We start from the raw sequence: 23,535 nt of genomic DNA on the forward strand, positions 1-23,535 counted from the left end.
CCAGGCCCAACTGCCCTCGACCGGCGGCTCGGTGGTGATCTTCAGCGCCCGCTCCACGGCGGCCTTGTCGGCGATCGGCCCGTCGAACTGGATGATGATCGGCGCCGCGACGCCGACGGTCTGGCCGTCCGCGAGTTGGAACCCGCCGTCGATCACCTTGGTGGGCGCGATGGTGGTGAGCTCGGCTTTCACCGGGAGGGCTTTACCGTCGTGGCCGACCGCCGACCCGCTCCAGGTGTAGGTCCCGTCGTAGCCCAGCGGCTCGGTGACCGTGAACAGGGTGCGGTCGCGGTTGAGGCTGCCGGCGACCGCCTTGCCGTCCGCGTTGGTGAGTGCGACGTGCTGAAACCAGCCGTCGCGAACCTCGACGCTGATCGGCGTGGTCGGCAAGACCTTGGCGGTCTTGTCGGCCGGCCGGAACGTGATCGTGGCTTCGGCCGGAGGCTTGGCCTTCTCGGCCTGCTTGGTCGATCCACCGAAGCACGCGGCTAACACGTTGGGCGCGAAGACGCCGACCGCGAGGGTCGTCAGGGCCCGGCGCCGGGTGACCGGCGTGAGGCTGCGCGCTATGTCCACGACACAACACGGTACCGGCGAAAATGACCCCACTCGCGCACGCGCTGGTCACAGACCGCAGCCGACCAGCACCGGCTCGGCTGTCAGTGTGACACCAAACACATCACGGACTCCGTCTCGCACGGTGCGCGCCAACGCCACCACGTCGTCGGCGCTGGCTCCGCCACGATTGGTCAAAGCAAGCGCATGCTTGGTGGACAGCCGACACCGCGCGGTCGGGTCGTCTGGATAGCCTTTGCCGAACCCCGCCTGCTCAACCAACCAGCCAGCGGCCAGCTTGACGCCATCCGGAGCGGGATAGTGCGGCACCTGGCGGTCGCGGCTGTCAGCGAGCTGCTGATAAAAGTCCGGCGCGACAATCGGATTGGTGAAGAACGAGCCCACGCTCCAGGTGTCGTGGTCGGCCGGGTCGAGCACCATGCCCTTCCGCGCGCGCAACCCCAGCACGGCCTCGCGGACCGCCGCGGGATCCGTGCGCTCCCCTGCCGTCGCACCCAGCACCGTGACCAATTCGGCATAGCGCAGCGGCGCGCTGCGACCTGACGCGTCGAGCGCGAACTCCACCTCCAAGACGATTGCCCCGTCGGAGTGTTTGAGCACGCTGGTGCGATACCCGAACCCCAGTGCGCTGGGCGGCGCCCAGCGCACTTCGCCGCTGCGCCGGTCCAACAGCCGGACCCGGGTGATGGTGTCGGCCACCTCGGCTCCATAAGCGCCGACGTTCTGCACCGGCGTCGCGCCCGCCGAGCCGGGGATGCCCGAGAGGCACTCCAGCCCGCCCAGGCCCGCCGCGATAGCCGCGACCACCACGTCGTCCCACACTGCCCCGGCCTCGGCCCGCACGATGTTGCCCTCGACGCTGATGTTGGCGGCGGCCAATCGCACCACGGTCAGATCCGCCAGCGTGTCGGCGATTACCAGATTCGAGCCGCCGGCCAACACCAGCAGCGGCCGACAACCCTCGCTGTCGAGCCGGCGCAGCGTGGTCACCACCTGCTCGGTGCTGGTGCAGGTGATGACCCGCGGCGCGACCGGACCGACCCGCAAGGTGGTCAGCGGGGCCAGCGGCACCGCTTCGTCGACGCGCGCACCGGCGAAAAGTGTTCCCGCCTCACCCCCTCTAAAGCCTGGCCCCATGGGCCTTGACGGTAGCCTGACCTGCTATGCCGCGTTCGTTCGACATGTCCACCGATTACGGGGTCACCGTCGAAGAGGTTCTCCGGGCCTTCAGCGATGAGGAATACTGGCTGGCCCGACTCGCCGATTCGGGCGCCGACGACACCACGCTGGATTCGATGCAACTCGGCGGTCCATCCGGAACTGACGGCAGTATCGACGTGATCACCACACAGGTGCTGCGCAGTGACCGGCTCCCGGGCATAATCACCCAATTCCACCGCGGCGACCTGCGCATCCGCCGCGAGGAAAAATGGGAGCCGGTGACCAACGGCTCGGCGACCGCGACCATCACCGGCTCGATCCTGGATGCGCCGGCGTCGTTGACCGGCACTGCGGTGCTGGAGCCGGTTACAGAAACTGGCGGCGCGCGGCTGAAGCTCCGGGCGACCGTCGAGGTGCGCATTCCGCTGGTCGGCGGCAAGCTGGAGAACTTCATCGGCAACCAACTCGTCGAGTTGCTGATCGCCGAGCAGCGTTTCACCACCACGTGGATCGGCGAAACAGCCTGATCCCTCAGGCGCCGCCTTCAGCGGCCTTGACGGCACCCTTGAGCAGTTCGCCGATGACCCTCTTCAGCAGCAGTGACAACGGCCGATTAAGACCGGGGATCTTGGATGTCGACCGCAGGTGCCAGCTGACCTCGGTTCCTGCGCCCGCTTCGCGCAGCTCGACCGTGCCGACGTGATCCCGGACCGGCGCGCCGGAGAGCATCTTGTACGCGTAGCGAGTGGGTCGCCTGTAGTCGATGATCTCTTCGACGATTGGGGGTCCGACCGCCTCGATGCGTCTGATCGCACCGACGCCGTTTGGTGCGGGGACTCCCTCGCGATCTAGCGTGCTGCGACGGACCGCCCACACGTAGTCCGCGATCCCGCGGTGGTTAGTGAGGGAGTCGAACACCGTCTCGATCGGCGCCGTTGTGGTCCGCGTGAGGGTGAATTCCACCGTCATGGTTCCTCTCTTTCCCTGGCTCAATGAATTCTGGCATCCGGGCCGACGCGACGACCCGCTGCGCCCGGCTTCGCTGCGCCCGGCTTCGCCGCGCTTGCGATCGCCCCGGGGCTACAAGGCGCGACCCGCTGCGCCCGGCTTCGCCGCGCTTGCGATCGCCCCGGGGCTACAAGGCGCGACCCGCTGCGCCCGGCTTCGCCGCGCTTGCGATCGCCCCTAGGCTGGCGGTCATGCGGATTGCGGTGGCGCAGATCCTCAGCGGCACCGACCCGGCCGACAACCTACAGCTAGTGCGGGACTACGCCGGGCGGGCCGCCGACGCCGGCGCGCGGTTGGTGATATTCCCCGAAGCCACCATGTGTCGGTTCGGGGTCCCGCTGGCAGCGATCGCCGAGCCGGTCGACGGCCCGTGGGCCGACGGCGTACGCCGGATCGCGGCCGAGACCGACATCACCGTGATTCTGGGCATGTTCACTCCGGCTGAAGACGGGCGGGTCCTTAACACGCTGCTGGCGGTGGGTGCGGAGGGGACGGGCACACCCAATCAGCCGGACACCCACTATCACAAGATCCACCTCTACGACGCGTTCGGCTTCACCGAGTCACGCACGGTCGCACCGGGCCGCGAGCCGGTGGTGATCACCGTCGACGGCGTCGGGGTGGGATTGACCACGTGCTACGACATCCGCTTCCCCGAGCTCTTCACGACGCTGGCCCGCCGTGGCGCCCAGCTGATCACCGTCAGCGCGTCGTGGGCTGCGGGTCCCGGGAAGCTGGAGCAGTGGACGCTGCTGGCCCGCGCGCGCGCACTGGACTCCACCAGCTACATCGCCGCGGCCGGGCAGGCCGATCCGGGTGAGCCACTGGCCTCGAGCGCTCCGACCGGGGTGGGCGGCAGCCTGGTGGTTTCGCCCTTTGGCGACGTCGTGGCGTCGGCGGGAGCCGACCCGCAGTTGCTGGTCACCGATATCGACCTCCATCGGGTCGCGAAGGCTCGCGAGACGATCGCGGTGCTGCGCAACCACTCAGCGTTCGCTAATCCTGATAAGGCAGAATCGCCGAGGTGACGAATCCGCAGGGACCTCCGCACCAGGACCCGTCGATATGGGCTCGTCCGGGCAACCAGAGCCCGTCTACACAACCGGCGCCGCAGGCCGGGTCGCCAACCACGCAGACCGCTCCGAGTCACGGCGGGCCGCATTTTGACCACGCGTATGAGCCACCGGCGCAGCCGCCGGAGCAGACCCTGCCGTTACCCAGACAGGAATACCCGGCTGCGTCGCCGTACGGCCAGCCCCCGTCGCAGGACCCGCCAGCTCCCGTGAAGGCCAAACGCCGCTTCATCGGCGACCCGGTGTCGATCATCCTGATCCTGGTCATAGTGGCCGCCTTAGCCGTCGCCGGCCTGATCGGAGGCGAGCTGTATGCCCGCAACCGCGCCAACAAGGTCGTAGCCGCGGCCACCGAATGCGTGGTGCAGGACCAGGCCAAAGTTTCTTTCGGCCCCAGCCCGTTCCTGTTGCAACACTTCGCCGGTCACTACCGCGACATCTCCATTCACACCGCGGGGCACCAGCTCCGCGACGCCAAAGGCATGACGGCTGACATCAACATCAACAACGTCGACCTGCACGGCAGCGGCGACTCGAAGGGAACCATCGGCGAACTGGATGCCACCATCACCTGGACGTCGGACGGCATCAAGGAAACCGTGCAGGGTGCCGTTCCGTTCGTGGGTGGCCTGGTCAACAGCGTCAGCACCAACCCGAGTGCCGGCACCATCGAACTCACCGGCGCGCTGGGCCTGGGCAGTGTGACCGTCAAGCCGCAGGTCGCCGGCAGCGGGTTGTCGCTGGAGGTTGTCAAGGTCACCGCGATGGGCGCCACGCTGCCACACGAGACCGCGCAAACGGCGCTGGACACCTTCACATCGAACCTGACCAAAGACTATCCGCTCGGAATTCACGCCGACAGCGTGAATGTGACCAATGACGGTGTGGTGGCACGGTTTTCGACGCGCGACGCTTCGATCCCGGCCGCCCAGACCGATCCCTGCTTCGCCCATGTTTAAGGAACGATCGCACTGATGGTGAATCCGCGAGAGCCCTCGGGCGGCGACCCGCCGGAAGGCGCCGGTCCACGTAGGCCGGCCGGACCCCCCAACCGCGGCGTACCGCCACGCCGTCAGCCCCCGCCGCCGTCGGAATACCCGACTCGCCAGATCCGCCACGGCGGCCGCACGCCGGATCCAGCCATCCGTGATGTCCCCCGGCCGCAGCAGCCCGGGCCGCCGAATCGCCCACCGCAACAGCCCGCTCCGCCGTCGCAACAACCGGGTCGGCCACAACAACCTGGGCTGCCGCCCAGTGCGCAGCCGCGTCAGCCCGGTCCCCCGCCTCCACATCCGCACGAACACACCACCACCACCCGGATAGCCACGCCGCCGCCGTCAAACGACGCGCCGGCAGCCGGCAAACCCGGGTTCTTCGGTAACCGGACGGCGATCCTGTTGATTCTGGCGATCGTGGTGCTGCTGGTCCTTTCCGGTGCGATCGGCGCCGAGCTCTACACCCGCCATCTGGCGAGCACCAAGGTGGCAACCGCGGTGCGGTGCGAGGTGCAGGACGGCGCCAGCGTGTCCTTCGCCGGAAGCCCGCCGGTGCTGTGGCAATACCTCACCAGTCACTACACCGACATCTCCGTGCAGACCGCGGGCAATCAGGTGCGATCGGCCAAAGGCATGAAGGTGAGCCTGGACCTCCGGGACGTAAAACTCAACAACACCAACAACTCTCAGGGCACGATCGGGTCGCTGAACGGCACCATCACCTGGTCCGCGGATGGCATCAAGCAGTCGATCCAGGACGCCATCCCGGTGCTGGGCGAGTTTGTCACCGGCGACGTCAGCACGAATCCCGGTGCCGGCACCATTTCGCTGAAGGGGACGTTCGACAGCGCCACCGTCAAGCCGCAGATCGTCAACAACGGTCTGTCACTGCAAATAGTCAGCTTGACCGCGCTCGGTTCCAAGGTGTCCACGACTACGGCGCAACAGGACTTGGACGACCTCACCTCGAAAGCGACCCAGAACTATCCGCTGGGCATTCACGCCGACAGCGTGCAGGTCACCAGCACCGGGGTCGAGGGCCATTTCTCGTCCAGCAACGCCACCATTCCCGCCGGCGGCAGTCAGGACCCTTGTTTCGCCAACCTCTGACGGCGCCTAGCCCGCCTCCAGGCCGTCGAGGACGGCGCGGGTGCCTGATAGCCCCAATCGGGTGGCGCCCGCGTCGAGCATCGCCAGCGCATCGTCGGCCGTGCGGATCCCGCCGCTGGCCTTGACCCCCAGCCGTCCGCCGACCGTCTCGGCCATCAGCGCCACAGCGGCCACCGACGCCCCACCGGCGGGATGAAAACCCGTCGAGGTCTTCACGAAATCCGCGCCTGAGTCTTCGGCGGCGCGGCAGACGTCAGCCAGGGTTTCTTCGCCGGCCAATGTCAGCAGCGCCGCCGACTCGACGATCACCTTGAGCACGGCGCTGGGTATCGCGGCCCGCACTGCCGCGATCTCGGATCGCACCGCGACGACGTCACCGGCAACCGCGGCGCCGATGTCGATGACCATGTCGATCTCACTGGCCCCGGATGCCACGGCCAGCGCCGCCTCCCGTGCCTTCATCTCGGGAAGGTGCTTACCCGACGGGAAGCCCGCCACCGCGGCGACCCGCACTCCTGCGTCGTTCGCGTTGGGCACCATCGACGGCGAGACACAGACGGCGTAGACGCCCAGTGCTGCGGCTTCGGCGGCGACCGCGGCCACCTCAGCGGCAGTGGCCTCGGGCCTGAGCAGGGTGTGGTCGACGAGGGCCGCTACTTGCTCGCGAGTCCGTCGACCCGGCATCAGAAGCCCTCTTCGGAACCGCCGGGGTTGCATCCGGAGCCGACCATCGTGGTGGCGTCGACGACCGGCCGCCACGGCTCGAGATTCCAGCTGGACTTGCCGGGTTGGAGAACTTCGGCCAACTCCCAATGGCACAGGAACTGCTCGCGCATGCCCGGGGTGCCGGCATCCGCGGCCAGCGCGAGCACCTCGGACCAGGCCTCGTCGACTTCAGGCCCCGCTGAACCGAGTTGCCTGGCGGCCGCACGCCCGGACGCCGTCGGATACACCCGCAGGCTAGCCAGATGATCCCACTGGGTCCAAGAAACGTGGTCGACGAACGGCGGCGGGTATAACGGCGCGGTTGCCCCCGCGGCGCCCGGATCGGCGGACGCGGGAACCGCACCCAACAGCGCGACGACTGCGGTCGCCGCGATGGTCAGAACTCGCATACCGCTATCGCGACTTGCCCTGAATCTCAAGAAGTTTCGGCCGCACATCGACCAGGTAGACACCCGCCGCGCAGGCCCCGATGGCCGCCCCCAGCGCGCTGAGCAGCATCGTCAGCGGCACCGCAGCGGCCAGGATGAGCAACCACACCGGCTTGGTCATCTTGTCGGCGGCGGTGTAGGCGTCAGGCCGCTGCATCGCCGCGTGCACAAAGGCGTAGAGGGCTGTCATCGCCACCGCGACCTGCAAGGCGAAGACGACGGTAAGCATTAGGTCGTTCACAAAGTAAGCGTACGGGGGCGGCGCCGAAAACGTCGACTCCGAGCCGCCCGATCGGGCGACTCGGAGTCGAGGTGTAAAGCAGGTCCGCGCTGCCCTTGGCGGGCAGCGCGGACCGCGTCATTACTTCTGGGTGACCTTCTTGGCCGGAGCCTTCTTGGCCGGAGCCTTCTTGGCCGCAGCCTTCTTGGCCGGAGCCTTCTTGGCCGGAGCCTTCTTGGCCGCAGCCTTCTTGGGCAGCTCGATGCCGACCAGCTTGGCGGCACGCTCGCCGACCGCGCGGGTCTGCGAGGCAACGGTGCCCAACGCCTCCTGGGTCAACTCGACCGCCTGGTCGACGTAGCCCTCGGCGCGCGCCGACGCGTCGTCCAAGCCGGACTGGCTGCGCAGCCGCTCCAGGGCGGCCTCGCCGCGCTCGACCAGCTCGTTGTACCGAGACGTCGCCGCCTCGACATAGCCTTCCGCGGCGCTGCGCAGCTCCTCAGCAGTGAACCGCTCGCGCAGCTCGCGAAGCTGGTCGCGCAGTTGCTCGGGCAGCTCCTCCCGTCGCTTGGTCAGGCGGGCGCGGCGCTCCTCAACCCGGCTGCGGGTGTCGGTGCGGGTCTCTTCGGCGCGCTCGCGCAACTCGACGAGCAGGTCGTTGACCGTGGCCAGGGCCAGGTCGGCAGCGCCAAGAGCGGCGAGCAGCGGGGCCTTCAGGTCGTCAATGGTCGGGTTGTCCGCCATGGTGTGTTTCCTTTCGTGTTTTGGTTGTGTGTTATTCGGTTGGTATTGCTCAATCACGAGCTAGGCAGGGTTAAGCAAGGTCTAGGCAGGTGCAGTCTCCTCACGGGCAGCTTCGTTCTGCTGGACGAACGACGTGTAGATGTCCAGCAGGACCTGTTTCTGCCGCTCGGTGATCGCCGCGTCGGTGATGATGGCGTCGCGGACTTCGCTGTTCGCGCTGGGCTCGAGAATCCCGGCCTGCACGTAGAGAACCTCGGCGGAAACCCGCAGCGCCTTGGCGATCTGGTTGAGCACATCAGCGGACGGTTTACGCAACCCGCGCTCGATCTGGCTGAGGTAGGGATTGCTGACACCGGCTTTTTCCGCCAACTGTCGCACCGATACTTGCGCCGCCTCACGCTGCGCCCTGATGAAGCTGCCGATGTCGGACGCAGCGGTGGACACCACAGCGGAAAGCTTTTCCTCCTGCGGCATGGCGACTCCTTGCATCGGATTGGTGCTACGCGCCAACACTAAAACCTAGTGCTAACTATTGCAAGCACTAGTTAGCAGTGCTCAGAACAGCAGCTGCGCGATCGCATAGATGGCCAACCCGGCAAGCGACCCCACCACGGTACCGTTGATCCGAATAAACTGCAGGTCACGGCCCACATGCAGTTCGATGCGCCGGCTGGCCTCCTCGGCATCCCAACGCTCGATGGTGTCGGTAATAATCGCTGTGATCTCTACCCCGTACTGAGCAACCAGATGCTCGGCAGCTCGCACGATCCAGTTGTCGACCTTGTCCCGCAAGTCGGCGTCGTCGCGCAACGACTCACCGATGCGCACCACCGCCTCGGTGACGCGGGTGCGCAACGCGCTGGACGGGTCGTCCACACCCTCGAGCACCAGGCGTTTCAACGTCTTCCAGGCCGTCGCCGCGGCGTTGGTGACCTCCTCACGGGCCATCAGCTGCTCTTTGACCGCCTCGGCCCGCGCAATCGTCGCCTCGTCGTGCTGCAGGTCGTCGGCAAATTCGAACAAAAAGCGCGTCGCGGACCGTCGTAGCTCGTGATCCGGGTTGCGGCGCACCTTGTCGGTGAAGTCCATCAGCTCGCGGTGGATGCGGTCACCCACGAGATGGTCGATGAATCGCGGGGACCAGCCGGGCGAATCGCGCTCGACTACCCGCTGGATGACCTCTCCGGCATTCAGCGACCATTGAAAAGCCCGGTCGGCCAGCAGCTGGATCAGGGCCTCCTGCCGGTGCTCGGCCAGCAATGTGGCCAGCACCCGGCCCACCGGCGGACCCCACTGCGGCTCGGCGAGGCGCCGCACGATCATCCGGTCGATGATGGTCTGGACGTCGTCGTCGCGCAGCAGTTCCACCACGACCCGCAGCACAGTCGCCGTCTCGGCGGCCACCCGCTCGGCATGAGAAGTTTCTGACAGCCACTTGCCTAGCCGGCCCGGGATCTGCGCGTCGCGAAGCTTGGTCTCCACCACCGGCGGCGAGAGGAAATTCTCCCGCACGAAGGTGCCCAGGCCCTCGCCCAGCTGGTCTTTCTTGCGTTTGATGATCGCGGTATGCGGTATCGGGATGCCGAGTGGGTGCTTGAACAGCGCGGTCACCGCGAACCAATCCGCCAACGCGCCGACCATGCCGGCCTCCGCGGCGGCCCCGACATAACCCACCCACGCGGCGGCCGTGCCGCCGGCCTGCGCCCAGCGGCAGCCGAGGAACAGGGCGGTGGCGCCGACGAGAAAGCTCAGCGCCACCACTTTCATCCGCCGCAGTCCCTGACGCCGTTCGGCATCAGCCTGCGGATCGGCGCCGGCGAACGTCTCGGCGAGGGACGCGGGTTTGCCGGTCTCCAGCCGCGGCGGCGTTACCGGATCCCGCCCCGCACGTAGACGTCGCGGATCGGCTCGGTGTTTGGGTCCCGCAGCGGGTCCAACTGCCACCACATCATCATCCGCCATCCGCGTTGCTGTTCGGCAACAACGCGGGACCTGGGGTCCGCTACCCGCTCGCGGAGAAAGCCTCAAATCGGCAGCGGTAACTGTTACCGGCCTAACGACGAATCTCCGTCTTAGGAGGTGCGAGGCAAGAAAGCGGCGTCGATAAGTCGTACTACGTCGATGAGACGTACTATGAAGACCGTCTAGTGAATGGGAATCGGCGATAGTGGCAAAGCAGATCCCGGCCGGGACAGCGCGGATCGATGGCCGGAAGCGACGTTGGCACCAGCACAAGGTGGAACGCCGCAACGAGCTGATCGACGGGACAATCGAGGCGATCCAGCGCCGTGGTCGCTTCGTGAGCATGGACGAGATTGCCAGCGAAATCGGCGTCTCCAAAACCGTGCTCTACCGCTACTTCGTCGACAAGAACGACCTGACGACCGCGGTGATGATGCGGTTCGCGCAGATCACCCTGATCCCGAACATGACCGCCGCGCTGTCGTCGAAAATGGACGGCTTCGAGCTGACCCGCGAGATCATCCGGGTGTACGTGCACACCGTGGCGAACGAACCGGAGCCCTACCGGTTCGTGATGGCCAACAGTTCGGCCAGCAAGAGCAAGGTGATCGCGGACTCCGAGCGGATCATCGCCCGCATGCTCGCGGTGGTGTTGCGCCGCCGCATGAAAGCGGCCGGGATGGACGTCGGCGGGGTGGACCCGTGGGCTTATCACACCGTCGGCGGCGTCCAGTTGGCCACCCACTCGTGGTTGCTCGACCCGCGGATGAGTGCCGACGAGCTGATCGACTACCTGACCATGCTGAGCTGGAGCGCGCTGTGCGGGATCGTCGAAGTCGCCGGCTCGCTGGACAAATTCCTCGGGCAACCGCATCCGTCGCCGATCGTGCCGCCGCTGCCCGATTAGCGGACTACGTTGGCGCCATGACTGACGTGACGGTCCGTTCCCGGCTCAGCTCCTGGGCGTACGCCCTGCGTACCACCAACCCACCCCCGGACGGGCCGGTCGATTTCGTCACCCGCTGGATCGTCGTCACCCGCGCCGCGGTGCTGCCGATGACCCTGTTCGCCGGCCTGGTCGCAGCGCTGCTGGCGATCGGCCGGCCCGGCTTCGATTGGCGCTGGCTCGTTCTCGCCATCGCGGGAATTCTGCTGGCGCACACCGTCAATAACTTGATGAACGACCTTTTCGACACCCAGACCGGTCTCGACAGCGCCAGTTACCCGCGCGCCCTCTACGCCCCGCACCCGGTCCTTTCGGGGCTGGTCAGCCGGCGCACCCTGCTCACCGCGATCGCCGTGGTGAACCTGGGCGACCTGGCGATCCTGGTCGTGCTGACCTGGGCACGCGGTTGGCCCGTGGTGGCATTCGCGGTATCGGGTTTCCTGCTCAGCGTCGCCTATACCGCGCCGCCGGTACGACTCAAGAAGCGCGGCCTCGGCGAGCCGGATGTGTTCGTGGTCTGGGGTCCGCTGATGGTGTGCGGAACGTATTACTCAGCGGTCGGCACCGTGGGCTGGGATGTCTTGCTGGCGTCGCTCCCCTACGGCTTGCTGTGCACGACGGTGTTGATGGGCAAGCACATCGACAAAATCCCCTACGACGAGCCTCTTGGCATCCGCACGCTGCCGGTGATCTTCGGGGAAGCCCGTGCTCGCGCGGTGACGCTCGGGATGATGGTCGGGTTCTACCTGCTGATTATCGTCGCAGTGCTGGCCAAAGCGATGCCGTGGCCGGCGTTGCTGGTCGTCTTTGCGCTGCCCCGGCTTGTCAAGGTGTGGCCGTATTTCCGCCGCCCGCCACCCGACGAGCCGCCACCCAAATTCCCGGTGTGGCCGCTGTGGTATGCGGCGCTGGCCTGGGTGCACGTGCGCCAAGCGGGTGCCCTGCTGGTGGTCGGCCTGGCCATCGGCGCGCTGCTGCCTGCCCTCTGAGACCGCCCGCCAAGCGACTCTAGAGGCGTCGACGGCTATTTGGTCAGGGTGAACTGACCGATGTTGGTGATGCCACGCCGGAAGAAATCCGCGCAGCCAGTCAGGTATCGCAGGTAGCGGTCGTAGACTTCCTCGGACTGGACGACGGTGGCGCGTTCCCGGTTGGCCAGCAGATTGGCCGCCCACATGTCCAACGTGCGTGCGTAATGCGGGCCGAGCAACTGGATCCGCTCCACGGAGAAGTCGGTGGTCTCTGACAAATCGAGAAGGTCTTCGACGGCGGGTAACTCGCCACCAGGGAAGATATCTGTCCCGATGAACCGCATGAACTTGAGATCGCTGATTGTCACCGCAATGCCGTTGTCTCGGAAGTACTTGGGCGTGTGCGCCAGTATGGTGTGCAGCAGCATCCGGCCGTCATCGGGAAGAATGTCGTACGCCCGCCGGAAGAAGGCGGGGTACCGCGCGGCTTTGAACGCTTCGAACGCGCCGATGGTGACGATCCTGTCGACCTTTTCGTCGAACTCTTCCCAGCCCTGCAGTCGCACCTCAACATTGCGTCCCGTCGGGATCTTGGCCAGCCTGGCCTTGCTGTACTCGCACTGATTGCGGCTGAGCGTGATGCCGATGACGTTGACGTCATACTTCTCAATCGCGCGGTGCATCGCGCCGCCCCACCCGCAGCCAATGTCCAGCAACGTCATCCCCGGCTCGAGGTTGAGCTTGCCCAGCGCCAGATCGAATTTGGCGTTTTGCGCCTCTTCGAGGCTCATATCATCGCGCTCGAAGTAGGCGCAGGTGTATCCCATGGTGCGGTCAAGGAATAACGAGAAGAATTCGTCCGAAATGTCGTAGATCGATTGCGACTCTGTGTAGAACGGCGCCAAGTCTGACATTTGCGGCAGCACCTCACCCTTAACCTGGTCGATCTGACGTCCAGCACGCTCACCCGACATACATAACGTGCTACTTGGCAGCTGCCGCATCGCTCGGCAGAAACAATGTGCGAACCCGGCCTGGGCCTTACATTCAACCGGGTACTGTATCAGGCCCGGCGGCCAGGGGCCGGGTCACCGGCGGCCGCTGGGCGCCCGGGTCGCAAAGCGGCGTCTCCGTCAGTATCTACCGAAGGCCAAAGCGACGTTATGGCCACCGAAACTGAAGGAGTTGTTGATCGCGTACCTGTAGTCGCCGGCGCGCGGCTCATCGGCCACCACATCCAGATCGACCTCCGGATCCAGATTGCGCAGGTTCAACGTCGGCGGGATGACGCCGTCCCGCAGCGCCAACACGGTCAGAATCGACTCCACCGCGCCGACGGCGCCAACAGAATGACCAAGCGCCGCCTTCGGCGCGTAGACCGCCGGCCGGTGGGTGCCCAATGCGTTGTTTATCGCCTTCGCTTCGGCCAGGTCGCCGTCGGTGGTGCCGGCGGCGTGCGCGTTGACGTGATCGATGTCACCGGGAGTCAACCCGGCAAGTTCGATCGCCCGGGCGATCGCGTGGCCAGCCCGTTCGCCATTGGGATCGGGCGCCACGATGTGGTGGCCGTCCGAAGTGATGCCGGCCCCCATCAGTCGACCAATGATGTTGGCGCCGCGGGCTTTTGCATGGTCCTCGGCCTCAACGACCATGAGCGCTCCCGCTTCGCCGAACACAAAGCCGTCCCGGTCCCTGTCGAACGGGCGGCACGCGCCGGCGGGATCGTCGTTGTTCGTCGATAGCAGATCCAGCTGAGCGAAGGTTGCGATGGGAATGGCTTCGACCCTGGTCTCGACGCCGCCGCAGATCGCAATATCAGCCTCGCCGAGCACGATGTTGCGCCATGCCTGGGCGATGGCCTCGGTCCCGGAGGCACAAGCAGACACCGGGGTGGTAATCCCCGCTTTGGCACCATGTTCCAGACCGACAGCCGCGGCCGCGGCGTTGGGCATGGCCTTCTGCACACCCAACGGGGAAATCGCCTTGATACCGCGTTCGCGGATGTCGTCGTAGGCAGAGATCCATTCCTCGGTCGAGCCCATCCCGGTGCCGATGGAAACCATCAACCGGTTGGTGTCGACGTCGGGCGAGCCCGCGTTCGTCCAGACCCGCCGGCCGATCCTGGTCGACATCTTCTGCAGAAACAGGTACCGGTGCAGTTCCACCCGGGTCAGCTCATGGTCGAAATCCTCGAGCAGATGCCCGCCGATACGAACCGGCAGGTCGAACTGTTCGACGAAGGGATCATCGAGCTTGCTGATCCCACTCTGTCCGTCCAGCAGCTTCTTCCAGGTGTCGTCGGCATCCGTAGCCAGCGCAGTCGTCATCGCGATGCCGGTGACAACCACATCGGGCAAACCATTTCCAGTTGAGAGCCCCGCCATAGCGTTGCCCCGCAATCTCCTTCCCTGCCTCGAAGCTCCTTTCCCGGCCTCGAGGCCCCGTTCCACCAATCCGGTACCCAACGCGACTCCGAATAAAGCGTAGATCCGGTGGCGACAGGTCGCTGGATTCTGAGCACAATTATTGGGTAGGCCGTCGGCACAGATTGCCGCGGCGTGAGGAGGGGTATAGGTTCGCCATGATGGCCAGCGGAAACGACAACACAGGTGAGACGGCGTTGAAGCCGAATGTCGACAACATCACGTCACACTATGACCGGTCCAACGACTTCTTCCGGCTGTGGCTCGACCCGTCAATGACCTACAGCTGCGCCTACTTCGAGCGCGACGACATGACGCTGGAAGAGGCGCAGCTGGCCAAAGTCGACCTGTCGCTGGGCAAGCTGGGGCTGCAACCCGGTATGACGCTGCTCGACATCGGTTGCGGCTGGGGTTCCACCATGCGGCGGGCGATCGAGAAGTACGACGTCAACGTGATCGGGTTGACCTTGAGCGAAAACCAGCTGGCTCACAACAAGCAGAAGTTCGCCGAAATGGACTCTCCGCGTAGCAAAGACGTGCGGCTGCACGGCTGGGAGGACTTTGACGAACCGGTCGACCGCATCGTGTCGCTGGGCGCGTTCGAGCACTTCGCTGACGGCGTAGGCACTTTCGAGCGATACGCCCCCTTTTTCAAGATGTGTTACAACGTGTTGCCCGACGATGGCGTCATGCTGCTGCACTCGATTGTGGTGCCCACTGAAGAAGAAGGCGAGCAGATGGGGCTGAAGCGAACGATGTCGTTGATTCGGTTCATCAGCTTCATCCGGAGGGAGATCTACCCCGGCGGGCGGTTGCCGACAATTCCCGTTGTCAACCAGTACGCGACCGCGGCCGGCTTCGACATCACCCGTCATCACATGATCGGGCAGAACTACGTTCGCACGTTGGACACCTGGGCCAAGGGACTGGAAGCGCATAGGGATCAGGCGATCGAGCTGAAGGGCGAAGACGAGTACAACACCTTCATGAAGTACCTGACCGGTTGCCGGGAGTTGTTCCGCGACGGCTACACCAACGTGTGCCAGTTCACTATGGAGAAACCAGCCGCCTAGCCGCTGTGCTTTCAGGGTGAACTGTGCGACCTCAGTACGTGTAGAAGCCCTTACCGGATTTCTTCCCCAACAAACCTGCTTCCACCATCCGCAGCAAAAGCGGCGGCGCAGCGCATTGGGGATCTTTGAACTCTTGGAACATCTTGTCCGCGATCAGGTTCAAGGTGTCGAGGCCGATCAGATCGGACAATCGCAGTGGCCCCATGGGATGCGACAGCCCGGCAACAACCGCCTTGTCGACATCGTCGACGGTGGCGAAACCACCCTCGACCATCCGGATCGCCGAAAGCAAGTAGGGCACCAGCAACGCGTTCACCACGAAGCCGGATCGGTCCGAGCACCGCACCACCTGCTTTTTCAGCACCGCGCTGGCGAACTCCTCGGTGCGAGCGGCCGCGCCTTCGTTGGTGACCAGCGTGCTGACCAACTCGACCAGCGGCAGCACCGGAACGGGGTTGAAGAAATGCAATCCCAGGACCCGGCCCGGATTGGCAGTGGCGGCAGCCAGCTTCATGATCGGAATGCTCGACGTGTTGGATGCCAGGACCGCATCGGGGTCGGTGATCACCCGATCCAGTTCGGCGAAGATGCCGGTTTTGACGTCCTCGTCCTCGAGCACGGCCTCGATGACCAACTGTCGATCGGCTAGCGCGGCGAGATCGGTGGTGAATTTCAGCTTACCGACGGCGGCGTCGCGCTCCCGCTCGGTGATCTTTCCCGCGCTGACACCGCGCTCGACCGATTTGACGATCCGGTTGCGCCCGGCGGTGGTTAAGGCCTCGGTCGGCTCGTAGACGAGCACGTCAACCCCTGCGCGGGCCGATACTTCGGCGATGCCGGCACCCATTTGGCCGGCCCCGATGACTCCCACCCGTTCGATTGACACGTTCCTCCTTAGGCTCCGCGGTCCCATGCCCCGGCGGACGGCAACAGGCCCCGCCCAGGTTCGCTGGGCGGGGCCTGTGCTGTCAACTTCGCGGGATCAAGCCGCTCAGAAGCTCATCCTCAGTGGCTCAAGCAATCGGCTCAGTGGCTCAAGCCGTCGGTTCCACTTCACCTCCCAGCCGAGGCTGCTCGGCTCAGTGGAACTGACCCTCTTCGGTCGAGCCGGCCAGAGCGGTCGTCGATGAGGTCGGGTCCACCGTGGTGGCGATGCGGTCGAAGTAACCGGCACCGACCTCACGCTGGTGCTTGGTCGCGGTGTAGCCCCGCTCCTCGGCAGCGAACTCCCGCTCCTGCAGCTCGACATAGGCGCTCATCTGATTGCGGGCGTAACCGTAGGCCAGGTCGAACATCGAATAGTTCAGCGCGTGGAATCCGGCCAGCGTGATGAACTGGAACTTGAATCCCATTGCGCCAAGCTCTTTTTGGAACCTCGAGATAGTCGAGTCGTCGAGGTGCTTGCGCCAGTTGAACGACGGCGAGCAGTTGTACGCCAGCATCTGGTCCGGGAACTCGCTCTTGACGCCCTCGGCGAACTTGCGCGCCAACTCCAGGTCCGGCGTACCGGTCTCCATCCAGATCAGGTCGGAGTACGGAGCGTAGGCCTTGGCGCGAGCGATGCACGGCGCCAGGCCGTTCTTCACCCGGTAGAAGCCCTCCGCGGTGCGCTCGCCGGTGATGAACGGACGGTCGCGCTCGTCGACGTCGGAGGTGATCAGCGTGGCCGCCTCCGCGTCGGTGCGCGCAATCACGACCGTCGGCACGCCGGCGACGTCGGCCGCCAACCGGGCGGAGGTCAGCGTGCGGATGTGCTGCTGGGTCGGGATCAGCACCTTGCCACCGAGGTGACCGCACTTCTTCTCCGAAGCCAGCTGGTCCTCCCAGTGCGAACCGGCCACACCGGCGGCGATCATGGCCTTCTGCAGCTCGTAGACGTTGAGGGCGCCACCGAAGCCGGCCTCACCGTCCGCGACGATCGGGGCGAGCCAATTCTCCACGGACGTGTCGCCTTCGACCTTGGCGATCTCGTCGGCGCGCAGCAGCGCGTTGTTGATGCGGCGCACCACCTGCGGCACCGAGTTGGCCGGGTACAGGCTCTGGTCGGGGTAGGTGTGGCCGGACAGGTTCGCGTCCCCGGCGACCTGCCAACCCGACAGGTAAATGGCCTTCAGGCCGGCGCGCACCTGCTGCACCGCCATGTTGCCGGTCAGCGCGCCGAGCGCGTTGACGAACTCCAGGTCGTGCAGCTGGTTCCACAGCACCTCCGCGCCACGGTGGGCCAGGGTGTGCTCCTCGACCACGCTGCCCTGCAGGGCGACGACATCGGCGGCTTGGTAGGTACGGGTGACGTCCTTCCAGCGCGGGTTGGTGTCCCAGTCGTGGTGGATCTGTTCGGCGCTCTTCGGCGTGCCAACGCTAGACATTGCGCTGCTCCTAAAGGTTGTTGACCGAGGACCCGAATTTCCAGGCTTGCTAAGGCCCTCAGCATCTTTGCTCATCTGCTAAGTCGAAGATGGCACAGGTTAGCTTCGCAGGTCCACCCATTTCACTTGCAAATTTTGGCTAGGAGTTCGCCCAGTTTTGCAAATCTTGCGAAGGTGCGTTCGAACTGAACCGTTTCAGTTTCTACCGGCGAGTAACTTGAATTCGCAGGTCAGGGCGGGCGTTTACAGGACGGCCGTACGGTTAGAGCGCGAAGATCGATGCGACCGCTTTGGTCTCGTCACCGACGACATATGTGAGCGTTCTAACAGTGCGATCAGCCAGTTCAGCGCCGAATCGATCGGTCGATCCAGGCGGATGCACGTGCGAGATGATCTCCAGCTTGTCGCCCAGCGCCACTGGCGCGTCATGTTCGATGGTCACCCGCAGCGGTGCTTCCAGCAGCTCCCGGTAGGAGGCCAGGTAGTCCTCGATCACACTCCAGTACACGGAGTTGTTCACGTGGTCGAACAGGTCGATGTCGGTGACCCGAACCGGAAACTCGTGGATCTCCGCGGCGTCGTCACGACCGCCGGCGGACAGATAGGCCTTCCACCGCAGCCGGTCGATGTCAGTGGTTTTCCGCAGGCCCTCGAGAAAGTCGTCGGCGATCCGCGACGGCATCTCGGTGTCGCGGTTGATGTTGATCCAAAACGCCTCCGACTCGACCAGGCCGCCCTTGCGCCCGTCGATGCGGACGCGCATCTCACACCACCGATTCGACGTGCCCGAACACCACCGGCGCATCCGCAGCATGTCGCCGAACTCGACAGGACGGATCAGGTCGACCATGGTCCGGCGGACAATCCAGAGCGGATGAGTTTCCTCGAAACCCATCTCGCGCAACTGGTCCTGGCCAATGTCCTGAATATGGCGCGCGGCCGCGTCAAACCTCAGCCGACCGCCGCGGTCGATGTCGGCGACGCGCAGCGGCCACTCGCGATCGAAGACGTCAGGATGGCCGTCCGGAACCGGCATCATCACTTTGTCCAAGCTCACGGTTCACTCCCCGCTGCTGTTCATGCTGGCCCGATCCGTCGTGTTGCTAGACGATCTAGCTAGCTTCCCCAATCCAGAATCATGCCAAACGTCGCTGCTGCGGCGCCAATCCAGCGCCTCTTGCCAACTCTGCAAACCCTGTCTTCACAACGCAGGTAGGCTGGCCGGGTGTCCAAGACGTTCGTCGGATCACGCGTTCGCCAGCTGCGCAGCGAGCGCGGTTTCAGCCAGGCCGCGCTGGCGCAGATGCTGGACATCTCGCCGAGCTACCTCAACCAGATCGAGCATGACGTCCGGCCCCTAACGGTGGCGGTGTTGCTGCGGATCACCGAGGTCTTCGGGGTCGACGCGACGTTTTTCGCCTCTCACGACGACACCCGGCTGGTCGCCGAGCTGCGCGAGGTGACGATGGACCACGATCTGGACATCGACGTCGACCTGTCCGAAGTCGCCGACATGGTCAACGGGCACCCGGATTTTGCGCGGGCCATGGTCAACCTGCACCGCCGCTACCGGATCACCACCGCGCAGCTGGCCGCCGCCACCGAGGAGCGGTTCTCCGACGGCAGTGGCAGCGGGTCGATCACCATGCCGCACGAAGAGGTGCGCGACTACTTCTATCAGCGTCAGAATTATCTGCACGAACTGGACACCGCCGCCGAGGACCTAACCACCCGCATGCGGATGCACCACGGCGATCTAGCCGGCGAGTTGTCCCGCCGGCTCACCGAGGTGCACGGCGTGCACATCAACAAGCGCATCGACCTCGGCGACTCCGTGTTGCACCGCTACGACTCGGCGTCCAACACGCTGGAGATCAGCAACCACCTCTCGTCGGGCCAGCAGGTGTTCAAGCTGGCCGCCGAGCTGGCGTACCTGGAGTTCGGCGACCTCATCGACGGCATGGTCACCGATGGCAAGTTCACCAGTGACGAGTCGCGCACGCTGGCCCGGCTCGGGCTGGCCAACTACTTCGCCGCGGCAGTTGTTCTGCCATACCGGCAGTTCCACGACGTCGCGGAGAACTTCCGCTACGACGTCGAGCGGCTCTCCGCGTTCTACTCGGTGAGCTACGAGACGATCGGACACCGGCTATCCACCCTGCAACGGCCGTCCATGCGGGGCGTGCCGTTCTCCTTCATCCGGGTGGACCGGGCCGGAAACATGTCAAAACGCCAGTCGGCCACCGGCTTTCACTTCTCGTCCAGTGGCGGAACGTGCCCGCTGTGGAATGTCTACGAGACCTTCGCCAACCCGGGCAAGATACTGGTGCAGATCGCCCAGATGCCCGACGGCCGTAACTACATGTGGGTGGCCCGGACCGTGGAACGGCGGGCATCACGGTATGGTCAGCCCGGTAAAACATTCGCGATTGGGCTGGGCTGCGAACTGCGGCACGCCCACCGGCTCGTCTATTCGGAGGGACTCGACTTGTCCGGCGACATCGCCACCCCGATCGGCGCGGGCTGCCGGGTCTGCGAGCGGGACAACTGTCCACAGCGCGCGTTCCCCGCTTTGGGCCGGGCACTTGACCTCGACGAGCACCGCAGCACGGTGTCGCCCTATCTGGTGAAGCAAGCATGACCGGACCTGCCGAGACCGGTCAGGTCGGCCGGATACCTCCATCGGGCAGGCTTCGCGATTTGGGGCTGCTCAATTGGATTGTGGCGAAGTTCGCCGCCCGCACTGTCGGCGCGCGCCAGATGCACCTGTTCGCCACGCTGGGTCAGCACAAGCGGCTGTTCCTGGCGATGATGCCGTATTCCGCCTTGTTGCTGCGGGGCCGCTTGCCACGCGCCGACACCGAGTTGGTGATCCTCCGGGTCGCTCATCTGCGCGGTTCGGAATACGAGCTGCAGCAGCACCGCCGACTGGGGCGCCGTCGTGGGCTGGATGACCAGACCCAGGCCATGATCTTCGCGTGGCCGAACCCGGCCGGCGGGCTCACCGACCGGCAGCAAGCGCTGCTGCGTGCCACCGACGAGTTCATCAACAACCGCTCGATCAGCCCCGAGGTCTGGCAGCAGCTGTCCAGCCACCTCGATCGGCGTCAACTCATTGAATTCTGCATGCTCGCAGGACAATACGATGGACTGGCCGCCACCATGTCGGCCCTCGAGATTCCGCTGGACAACCCTCGGTAGCGGTCCGTTACAGGTAGCAGTCGGCCAGCACGCCCAACGACAGCAGGACGGGAAGAGCCGGCAACGCGAAGGCGAACGACGACAGCGGATAGTTTCGCCGCCGGCGCAGCCGCTGTCCCCACAAGATCGCCCACAGCGCGAACGCCGCCGAGACGATTAACACGATCAGACTCCACAGGCTCACCGTGGTGAAGGCCTCGCCTATCGAGATCGCCACCAGCCACAGGACATAGCCGACGATCACTCCGCCGATGACGGCCCAAATCGAGTCGGTACGGACTGCTTTGGCCACCCGCCCATCGTAACGTGGCCACCGCGAACATCCGCCGCCGCATCGGTGTTAGAAGTTGATCATGTGGCCCGTCAGGCCGTGGAAACACTCTTGCAGTGCCTCCGACATCGTCGGGTGGGTATGGACGTTGCGGGCCAACTCGAATGCGGTCAGATCCCACTTCTGCGCCAGCGTCAGCTCCGGCAGCAACTCCGAGACGTCGTGGCCGATCAGGTGCCCGCCGAGCAGCTCGCCGTGTCTGGCGTCGGCGACCAGTTTGACGAAACCGCTGGGATCGCCGAGGCCGTGCGCCTTGGCATTGGCGGTGAACGGGAACTTGGCGACCTGGACGTCATAACCCTCGTCGCGGGCCTGCTCCTCGGTGAGTCCGAAGCTGGCCACCTGCGGTTGGCAGAATGTCGCGCGCGGCAGCATGCGGTAGTCGCCCAGCGCCAAAGTCTCTGCGCCGGCGATAGTTTCGGCTGCCACCACGCCCTGCGCCTCGGCGACATGCGCCAGCTGCAGCAATCCGGTGACATCGCCGATGGCATAGATGTGCGAGACGTTGGTCTGCATGTAGTCGGTGATTCCGATGGCTTTGCGGTCGGTCAGCGCGACCCCGGCCTTGTCCAAACCGTAGCCTTCGACGTTGGGCGCAAACCCGATGGCCTGCAACACTTTCTCCGCTTTGATTTCTTGCGCCTTGCCGTCCTTGCTGACGGTCACCGTGACCACGGACCCATCGTCGGCGATGGACTCGACCTTGGTGCCGGTGAGGATCTCGATGCCGAGCTTCTTGAACTGCTTCTCGATCTCCTTGGACACCTCGGCGTCTTCGTTGGGCAGCGCGCGCGGCAGGAATTCGACGATGGTCACGTCGACGCCGTAGTTCTTCAGCACGTAGCCGAATTCCATGCCGATGGCACCGGCTCCGGCGATCACGATCGACTCCGGGAGTTCCCGGGAGAGGATCTGCTCTTCGTAGGTGACGACATTCGCCGACAGCGACGTGCCGGGAACGAGTCGGGTGCTGCTGCCGGTGGCGATGATGACATTGTCGAAGGTCACCGTCTCGGTACCACCGTCGTTGAGCTCAACCGACAGCGTGTGGGCGTCGGTGAATCTGCCGTACCCGTGGATCTCGGTGATGTTGTTCTTCTTCATCAGGAAATGCACACCGGCGACCCGGCCCTCGGCCACCTTGCGGCTGCGGTCGTAGGCGACGCCGTAGTCGAATGTCGCCTCGCCGCTGATGCCGAAGGTCTTGGCTTCCTTGGTGAAGATGTGCACGAGTTCGGCGTTGCGCAGCAACGCCTTGGACGGGATGCAGCCGACGTTGAGGCAGACTCCGCCCCAGTATTTGGGTTCGACGACGGCGGTATTCAATCCCAGCTGCGCGGCGCGGATGGCTGCCACGTATCCGCCAGGTCCAGCTCCGAGGACGACAACGTCATAGTGGGTCACGGCCACCACCCTAGTGGCCGTGCACCCGTTCAACCCGACCGACTGGACATCCCGACCACCAGACGGTACAGGTGAGGAAAACAGCGATGCGCGCTACCGCGCACGAGCTACGGTCCGCGGTTTCGAGGGGAGTGCGGCGAGGGCCGAAGAGGGCAGTACGGCGACGGCGGAAATCGTGCGTCGCGCACGCCGATCGTGTTAAGCCCCAGACCGATCCAGCCTTAGTAGGTGGATGAGCTGGTCGCGGTCATCGATACCAAGTTTGGCGAAGATGCGGTAGAGGTGTCCCTCCACCGTCCGCACCGAGACGACCAGCCGGTCGGCGACCTCACGGTTGGACCAGCCGGCCACGACCAGCATCGCGATCTCGCGTTCGCGGTCGGTGATGGGCAGCGGCCGCGCCGCGGCAGCGACCGCCGGTGTCCGGATTTCGCCCTGGCTGGCCAGCCAGTGCGCCCGGGTCGACGACTCCAATTCCTTGCCGCGGTGGCCCGTGCGCGCGTGTTCGTGCGCCGCCTGGGCCGCCGCGTCGGCGGCGAGCGCCACCGCACCCAGGTCAGCGAACCGATCAGCCGCGGCGTCGAGCAGGTCGCCGTCGTGGTTGGCCAGGCCGCCAGCGTGCTCGGCGATCGCCTCCGCCAACGGCGTGTTCAGCGTCGCGGCGAGCTCCTCTAGCCTCGCGCTCTGCGAACGGTCATCGAACCGCACCGCGGTGTGCAGCGCCGACATCTCCACGGCGTACATCCCGGATTGGTGCGCAATCTGCGCGGCGCGCACCACATGGTTCTGGGCGGCCGTCGTCTGGCCGACAGCTGCC

General features: G+C 65.3%; 26 protein-coding genes. 9 read left to right on the forward strand and 17 right to left on the reverse strand.

Translation table 11 applies throughout. From position 1 onward, the window contains the following. Positions 1 to 576, reverse strand: a 576-nt coding sequence (locus VNW74_RS18525; RefSeq protein ID WP_325679412.1) for an Ig-like domain-containing protein, incomplete at its 3' end; no start/stop codon positions are given. A gap of 48 nt (positions 577 to 624) precedes the next feature. Next, positions 625 to 1,713 (reverse strand): UDP-N-acetylmuramate dehydrogenase, encoded by a 1,089-nt coding sequence (locus VNW74_RS18530; protein ID WP_325679414.1) that lies wholly within the window; start codon positions 1,711 to 1,713, stop codon positions 625 to 627. Positions 1,714 to 1,739: 26 nt separating this feature from the next. Between VNW74_RS18530 and VNW74_RS18535 the strand changes: the two genes are divergently transcribed. Further along, positions 1,740 to 2,264 carry a DUF2505 domain-containing protein gene (locus tag VNW74_RS18535; protein WP_325679416.1) on the forward strand — a complete coding sequence of 175 codons (525 nt, stop codon included), beginning with the start codon at positions 1,740 to 1,742 and terminating at the stop codon, positions 2,262 to 2,264. A gap of 4 nt (positions 2,265 to 2,268) precedes the next feature. Here VNW74_RS18535 and VNW74_RS18540 read toward each other — a convergent pair whose 3' ends face one another. Next, complete coding sequence (locus VNW74_RS18540) at positions 2,269 to 2,706, reverse strand: SRPBCC family protein (protein WP_325679418.1); 438 nt, start codon at positions 2,704 to 2,706, stop codon at positions 2,269 to 2,271. A gap of 230 nt (positions 2,707 to 2,936) precedes the next feature. Between VNW74_RS18540 and VNW74_RS18545 the strand changes: the two genes are divergently transcribed. From VNW74_RS18545 to VNW74_RS18555, 3 genes are read left to right on the forward strand one after another with little or no spacing between them, the layout of a single operon-like run. Next, on the forward strand, positions 2,937 to 3,773 hold the full coding sequence (locus VNW74_RS18545) for a carbon-nitrogen hydrolase family protein (RefSeq protein WP_325679420.1): 837 nt from the start codon (positions 2,937 to 2,939) through the stop codon (positions 3,771 to 3,773). Then, positions 3,770 to 4,777 carry a DUF2993 domain-containing protein gene (locus tag VNW74_RS18550; RefSeq protein ID WP_325679422.1) on the forward strand — a complete coding sequence of 336 codons (1,008 nt, stop codon included), beginning with the start codon at positions 3,770 to 3,772 and terminating at the stop codon, positions 4,775 to 4,777. The genes VNW74_RS18545 and VNW74_RS18550 overlap by 4 nt, the downstream gene beginning before the upstream one ends. Before the next feature lie 15 nt (positions 4,778 to 4,792). Beyond that, the gene (locus VNW74_RS18555) at positions 4,793 to 5,923 is read left to right on the forward strand and encodes a DUF2993 domain-containing protein (protein ID WP_325679424.1); all 1,131 of its coding nucleotides are present in this window, start codon (positions 4,793 to 4,795) and stop codon (positions 5,921 to 5,923) included. A 6-nt stretch (positions 5,924 to 5,929) separates the two neighbouring features. Here VNW74_RS18555 and deoC read toward each other — a convergent pair whose 3' ends face one another. The 6 genes from deoC to VNW74_RS18585 all read right to left on the reverse strand — a co-directional run bounded on the left by deoC (position 5,930) and on the right by VNW74_RS18585 (position 10,003). Continuing rightward, complete coding sequence (deoC, locus tag VNW74_RS18560; RefSeq protein WP_325679426.1) at positions 5,930 to 6,607, reverse strand: deoxyribose-phosphate aldolase; 678 nt, start codon at positions 6,605 to 6,607, stop codon at positions 5,930 to 5,932. Continuing rightward, positions 6,607 to 7,038 carry a DUF2599 domain-containing protein gene (locus VNW74_RS18565; RefSeq protein ID WP_325679428.1) on the reverse strand — a complete coding sequence of 144 codons (432 nt, stop codon included), beginning with the start codon at positions 7,036 to 7,038 and terminating at the stop codon, positions 6,607 to 6,609. The genes deoC and VNW74_RS18565 overlap by 1 nt, the downstream gene beginning before the upstream one ends. Before the next feature lie 4 nt (positions 7,039 to 7,042). After that, the gene (locus VNW74_RS18570) at positions 7,043 to 7,318 is read right to left on the reverse strand and encodes a DUF2516 family protein (protein ID WP_325679430.1); all 276 of its coding nucleotides are present in this window, start codon (positions 7,316 to 7,318) and stop codon (positions 7,043 to 7,045) included. A gap of 120 nt (positions 7,319 to 7,438) precedes the next feature. Continuing rightward, the gene (locus tag VNW74_RS18575) at positions 7,439 to 8,041 is read right to left on the reverse strand and encodes a heparin-binding hemagglutinin (RefSeq protein WP_325679432.1); all 603 of its coding nucleotides are present in this window, start codon (positions 8,039 to 8,041) and stop codon (positions 7,439 to 7,441) included. Between the two features lie 81 nt (positions 8,042 to 8,122). After that, a complete protein-coding gene (locus VNW74_RS18580) occupies positions 8,123 to 8,515 on the reverse strand; it encodes a helix-turn-helix domain-containing protein (RefSeq protein ID WP_325679434.1) in 393 nt (130 codons plus the stop codon). Positions 8,516 to 8,596: 81 nt separating this feature from the next. Then, complete coding sequence (locus VNW74_RS18585) at positions 8,597 to 10,003, reverse strand: DUF445 domain-containing protein (protein ID WP_325679437.1); 1,407 nt, start codon at positions 10,001 to 10,003, stop codon at positions 8,597 to 8,599. Between the two features lie 205 nt (positions 10,004 to 10,208). On the opposite strand from VNW74_RS18585, the gene VNW74_RS18590 reads away from it, so the two are divergent. Together VNW74_RS18590 and VNW74_RS18595 are read left to right on the forward strand one after the other, a co-directional pair. Next, positions 10,209 to 10,910 (forward strand): TetR/AcrR family transcriptional regulator, encoded by a 702-nt coding sequence (locus tag VNW74_RS18590; protein WP_325679439.1) that lies wholly within the window; start codon positions 10,209 to 10,211, stop codon positions 10,908 to 10,910. A gap of 17 nt (positions 10,911 to 10,927) precedes the next feature. Beyond that, positions 10,928 to 11,938: a prenyltransferase gene (locus VNW74_RS18595; RefSeq protein WP_325679441.1), complete on the forward strand. Its 1,011-nt coding sequence runs from the start codon at positions 10,928 to 10,930 to the stop codon at positions 11,936 to 11,938. Between the two features lie 35 nt (positions 11,939 to 11,973). Here VNW74_RS18595 and VNW74_RS18600 read toward each other — a convergent pair whose 3' ends face one another. Together VNW74_RS18600 and kasB are read right to left on the reverse strand one after the other, a co-directional pair. Next, positions 11,974 to 12,834, reverse strand: coding sequence for a cyclopropane mycolic acid synthase family methyltransferase (locus tag VNW74_RS18600; protein ID WP_325679463.1), 861 nt, complete (start codon positions 12,832 to 12,834; stop codon positions 11,974 to 11,976). Between the two features lie 219 nt (positions 12,835 to 13,053). Further along, a complete protein-coding gene (gene kasB, locus VNW74_RS18605; protein ID WP_325679443.1) occupies positions 13,054 to 14,304 on the reverse strand; it encodes a 3-oxoacyl-ACP synthase KasB in 1,251 nt (416 codons plus the stop codon). Between the two features lie 200 nt (positions 14,305 to 14,504). On the opposite strand from kasB, the gene VNW74_RS18610 reads away from it, so the two are divergent. Further along, positions 14,505 to 15,416, forward strand: coding sequence for a cyclopropane mycolic acid synthase family methyltransferase (locus VNW74_RS18610; protein ID WP_325679445.1), 912 nt, complete (start codon positions 14,505 to 14,507; stop codon positions 15,414 to 15,416). 31 nt (positions 15,417 to 15,447) lie between these two features. Here the strand turns inward: VNW74_RS18610 and VNW74_RS18615 are convergent, their stop codons facing one another. The 3 genes from VNW74_RS18615 to VNW74_RS18625 form a co-directional block, all read right to left on the reverse strand. Next, positions 15,448 to 16,329 (reverse strand): 3-hydroxybutyryl-CoA dehydrogenase, encoded by an 882-nt coding sequence (locus tag VNW74_RS18615; protein WP_325679447.1) that lies wholly within the window; start codon positions 16,327 to 16,329, stop codon positions 15,448 to 15,450. A gap of 166 nt (positions 16,330 to 16,495) precedes the next feature. Then, entirely contained in the window at positions 16,496 to 17,782 is a 1,287-nt protein-coding gene (aceA, locus tag VNW74_RS18620; protein ID WP_325679449.1) for an isocitrate lyase, read from the reverse strand. A gap of 262 nt (positions 17,783 to 18,044) precedes the next feature. After that, on the reverse strand, positions 18,045 to 18,839 hold the full coding sequence (locus VNW74_RS18625) for an acyl-[acyl-carrier-protein] thioesterase (RefSeq protein WP_325679451.1): 795 nt from the start codon (positions 18,837 to 18,839) through the stop codon (positions 18,045 to 18,047). 168 nt (positions 18,840 to 19,007) lie between these two features. Here VNW74_RS18625 and ramB point away from each other — a divergent pair, with 168 nt between their 5' ends. After that, positions 19,008 to 20,423: an acetate metabolism transcriptional regulator RamB gene (gene ramB, locus VNW74_RS18630; RefSeq protein ID WP_325679453.1), complete on the forward strand. Its 1,416-nt coding sequence runs from the start codon at positions 19,008 to 19,010 to the stop codon at positions 20,421 to 20,423. Continuing rightward, positions 20,420 to 20,983: a carboxymuconolactone decarboxylase family protein gene (locus VNW74_RS18635; protein ID WP_325679455.1), complete on the forward strand. Its 564-nt coding sequence runs from the start codon at positions 20,420 to 20,422 to the stop codon at positions 20,981 to 20,983. Before ramB ends, VNW74_RS18635 begins: the two co-directional genes overlap by 4 nt. A gap of 7 nt (positions 20,984 to 20,990) precedes the next feature. Here the strand turns inward: VNW74_RS18635 and VNW74_RS18640 are convergent, their stop codons facing one another. The 3 genes from VNW74_RS18640 to VNW74_RS18650 form a co-directional block, all read right to left on the reverse strand. After that, complete coding sequence (locus VNW74_RS18640) at positions 20,991 to 21,275, reverse strand: hypothetical protein (protein WP_325679457.1); 285 nt, start codon at positions 21,273 to 21,275, stop codon at positions 20,991 to 20,993. A gap of 48 nt (positions 21,276 to 21,323) precedes the next feature. Continuing rightward, the gene (gene lpdA / locus VNW74_RS18645; RefSeq protein WP_325679459.1) at positions 21,324 to 22,718 is read right to left on the reverse strand and encodes a dihydrolipoyl dehydrogenase; all 1,395 of its coding nucleotides are present in this window, start codon (positions 22,716 to 22,718) and stop codon (positions 21,324 to 21,326) included. 198 nt (positions 22,719 to 22,916) lie between these two features. Then, positions 22,917 to 23,535, reverse strand: a 619-nt coding sequence (locus tag VNW74_RS18650) for a helix-turn-helix transcriptional regulator (RefSeq protein WP_325679461.1), incomplete at its 5' end; no start/stop codon positions are given.

Source organism: Mycobacterium sp. (assembly GCF_035570115.1).
Taxonomy (GTDB): Bacteria; Actinomycetota; Actinomycetes; order Mycobacteriales; family Mycobacteriaceae; genus Mycobacterium.

Excerpts from the sequence above, each read along its gene's own strand:
- VNW74_RS18530 (WP_325679414.1), bottom strand. The coding sequence starts at position 1,713 with ATGGGGCCAGGCTTTAGAGGGGGTGAGGCGGGAACACTTTTCGCCGGT.
- VNW74_RS18535 (WP_325679416.1), top strand. The coding sequence starts at position 1,740 with ATGCCGCGTTCGTTCGACATGTCCACCGATTACGGGGTCACCGTCGAA.
- VNW74_RS18540 (WP_325679418.1), bottom strand. The coding sequence starts at position 2,706 with ATGACGGTGGAATTCACCCTCACGCGGACCACAACGGCGCCGATCGAG.
- VNW74_RS18545 (WP_325679420.1), top strand. The coding sequence starts at position 2,937 with ATGCGGATTGCGGTGGCGCAGATCCTCAGCGGCACCGACCCGGCCGAC.
- VNW74_RS18555 (WP_325679424.1), top strand. The coding sequence starts at position 4,793 with ATGGTGAATCCGCGAGAGCCCTCGGGCGGCGACCCGCCGGAAGGCGCC.
- deoC (WP_325679426.1), bottom strand. The coding sequence starts at position 6,607 with ATGCCGGGTCGACGGACTCGCGAGCAAGTAGCGGCCCTCGTCGACCAC.
- VNW74_RS18565 (WP_325679428.1), bottom strand. The coding sequence starts at position 7,038 with ATGCGAGTTCTGACCATCGCGGCGACCGCAGTCGTCGCGCTGTTGGGT.
- VNW74_RS18575 (WP_325679432.1), bottom strand. The coding sequence starts at position 8,041 with ATGGCGGACAACCCGACCATTGACGACCTGAAGGCCCCGCTGCTCGCC.
- VNW74_RS18580 (WP_325679434.1), bottom strand. The coding sequence starts at position 8,515 with ATGCCGCAGGAGGAAAAGCTTTCCGCTGTGGTGTCCACCGCTGCGTCC.
- VNW74_RS18585 (WP_325679437.1), bottom strand. The coding sequence starts at position 10,003 with ATGGCGGATGATGATGTGGTGGCAGTTGGACCCGCTGCGGGACCCAAA.
- VNW74_RS18595 (WP_325679441.1), top strand. The coding sequence starts at position 10,928 with ATGACTGACGTGACGGTCCGTTCCCGGCTCAGCTCCTGGGCGTACGCC.
- VNW74_RS18600 (WP_325679463.1), bottom strand. The coding sequence starts at position 12,834 with ATGTCAGACTTGGCGCCGTTCTACACAGAGTCGCAATCGATCTACGAC.
- kasB (WP_325679443.1), bottom strand. The coding sequence starts at position 14,304 with ATGGCGGGGCTCTCAACTGGAAATGGTTTGCCCGATGTGGTTGTCACC.
- VNW74_RS18610 (WP_325679445.1), top strand. The coding sequence starts at position 14,505 with ATGGCCAGCGGAAACGACAACACAGGTGAGACGGCGTTGAAGCCGAAT.
- VNW74_RS18615 (WP_325679447.1), bottom strand. The coding sequence starts at position 16,329 with ATGGGACCGCGGAGCCTAAGGAGGAACGTGTCAATCGAACGGGTGGGA.
- aceA (WP_325679449.1), bottom strand. The coding sequence starts at position 17,782 with ATGTCTAGCGTTGGCACGCCGAAGAGCGCCGAACAGATCCACCACGAC.
- VNW74_RS18635 (WP_325679455.1), top strand. The coding sequence starts at position 20,420 with ATGACCGGACCTGCCGAGACCGGTCAGGTCGGCCGGATACCTCCATCG.